The sequence below is a fragment of the Streptomyces sp. NPDC001714 genome, assembly GCF_042892755.1.
GTDB lineage: Bacteria > Actinomycetota > Actinomycetes > Streptomycetales > Streptomycetaceae > Streptomyces.
Genome location: NZ_JBIAUL010000071.1, coordinates 1 through 2,400 on the forward strand (window position 1 = coordinate 1; position 2,400 = coordinate 2,400).

General features: G+C 67.9%; 2 protein-coding genes. One reads left to right on the forward strand and one right to left on the reverse strand.

Going from position 1 to position 2,400, the window contains the following annotated elements; genetic code table 11:
* On the reverse strand, positions 1 to 463 hold a 463-nt coding region (locus ACFY0P_RS52105; protein WP_388929525.1), incomplete at its 3' end, for a helix-turn-helix domain-containing protein.
* A 185-nt stretch (positions 464 to 648) separates the two neighbouring features.
* On the opposite strand from ACFY0P_RS52105, the gene ACFY0P_RS52110 reads away from it, so the two are divergent.
* Positions 649 to 1,476 carry an SDR family NAD(P)-dependent oxidoreductase gene (locus ACFY0P_RS52110; RefSeq protein WP_388929526.1) on the forward strand — a complete coding sequence of 276 codons (828 nt, stop codon included), beginning with the start codon at positions 649 to 651 and terminating at the stop codon, positions 1,474 to 1,476.
* Positions 1,477 to 2,400: the final 924 nt, after the last annotated feature.

A 2,400-nucleotide genomic window follows, 5' to 3' on the forward strand; every position in this document is an offset into this window, starting at 1 on the left:
CTGCACTGCGTCCACCCCGCCCGAACCGGGACGTCCCCTCCAAGGACGGGCCAGCACGGCACTCCGGACGAAACGCGATCACGCAACGGCCCCTGAAGGCGGGGGTGTCTCCAAGACGTGCGAGGAGCGCGTGCACTCCGGGGCGCACCTTCTGTGTGGTTCGCTGGCCGCGGCGCCGCGGAGTGGAGGGGCGGCGTGCCACCGCATGCAGGTAGCTGCGCTCTGCGTCGTCGAGCTGCAAGGCCTGCGCCAAGGCCTCCAGCACGGACTCCGAGGGCGTGATCGGCCTGCCCTGCTCCAGGCGCGTGTAGTAGTCCACACTCACGCCCGCCAAGGCCGCCAGCTCCTCTCGGCGCAATCCTGGCACTCGACGTGGGGAGGCGTCCTCGATGCCCAGCTCGTGAGGATCGATCGCCGAGCGGCGAGCGCGGAGGAAGTCGCTGAGACCTTCGTTCCGGTCCATACGGCAAGGATCACCCCGCCGCGCCGACATAGCCACAGCGTGGGTGGCCCTCTCAGTCCCAGGAACCAGGAGGCCACCCCACCCCTCGTTTCGATCCTGTGCGAGCGGTTCGCTGGAAGCACGAGCCACCCGGCCGTTTCACCCCGTCGACCGCGCGACCGTGCGGCATTCTCAGGAGCATCGATATGTCTTCTACCTGGCTTGTCACTGGAGCAACCTCCGGCTTCGGCCGCCTGGTCACCGAACGTGCTCTCGCCGAGGGGGCTCATGTGATCGCCGTAGGCCGGCGCCGAGAGCGACTCAATGAGCTTCTCCGTCTGACCCCGCAGGGACAGCTGACCGCAGTGGAACTCGACCTCACCGACACCAAGGCCGAAACCGTTCTCGCCGACACCGTCCGAGCCGCTGGCCGGCTGGATGTACTGCTCAACAACGCCGGCTACGGACTCTTCGGAGCGATTGAGCAGATCGACGCAGCCGAGGCACGAGCGATCTTCGACACCAACGTCCTGGCCAGCCTGGCCGTTCTGCGGGCTGCCCTCCCCGCCCTACGTGCCTCCCGCGGGCGCGTCCTGCAGACGTCGTCGCTCATCGGACAGTTCGCTTGGCCCTCCTCCGGTCTCTATGCAGCGTCGAAGGGCGCTGTCGAGCTCATCAGCGAAGCCCTCGCCCACGAGGTGGCTCCCACCGGTGTCAAGGTCACCATCATCGAGCCCGGCACGTTCGGAACCGAGTTCGGCGCCAACCTGCGCGTCGTCCTTCCCACCGACGCCTATGCACCCACCGTCGGCAAATTCCTCACCGACTTCTCCGCGCTCCCCGCGGAGGCCTTCGGTGACCCCCACGCCGTCGCCGACGCCATCATGACCGTTGCTTCCCTGGACGAACCTCCTCTGCGCCTGGCCGTCGGCGCCGATGCCGTGCAGCACATCCGTGCCTCCCTCCAGTCCCGACTGGAGGAGCTCAACCGCTGGGAGGCCCTCTCCCTCAAGGGTGAAGTGCGAAACGCCTGACCTCAGCGGAATATGACGGGCCAGGCTGCGGCAGCTTGCCGCGGCCTGGCTCTCAGCCACGACGGGCAGCGCCGCCTGGCTGGTGCGCCCGTGACCCCGTCACACTCCTTGAGGAGCTTGTCGCCAGCGGCCTTCTCTGCATACCCGCGGCCCGGGCGCCCGGGCCGCAAGAACTCACCCGTGAAAGACCTGAGACACCCCACGAGACGGCATCGCACCGCCCACACGGATCCACGCAATCCGAGCGGGGCGGGCAGCAACCAAGAGCCGAAGCGGCCCACCCCTTTGACTCTGGGGTTCGGCATGATCGCGGTAGCCGCCATGAGCGGGCTCTCAGACCTGCCTGCCAGCACCGCCGGGATGGCGACGGCGCCTCTAGGCTCCGTTGCCCTCGGAACCGCCTATCTGGCCCTGCGATCCAGGAGGCGAAGCTGAGGCCGATGGATGACAAGCCGGCCAGGTAGGCGTGCTCGCTGCGGAAGCCCATGTCGTGCATCTTCTTGATCACCATGGGGGTTCTCCGATCTGTGGCGTGTCGTGCCGGGGTACCACAGTGAATTACTCCCGTAAGCCCCTTATAGACGTATTTGTGATGATGTTCTTCGCCGTGGAACAGCCTGGCGCCCTCAACGCGGTGGTGGGCCCGGCGAGGTCACAATGTCGCCTGATCCGGTAGCCGGTCCGCGGGCGCACCGTCTTACGCGTTGTCTGGCGCACTATTTCCTGCCCGGGCGTTGACGGCCCTCCCGTGGCCGCGCGCAGCTCACCACGGGTGGTGGTTCCGCACGGAGTGCAGCCGTCCCCCGCCCGCCGCGGGCGGGGCACCCGTTCGGGGTTCACCCGTTCGGAGAACTAGGCACACCGTCGAAGGGGGACCACGACGTGCACAGCGACGGCTCGGCGCACTGATACGGCGGTGGGGCC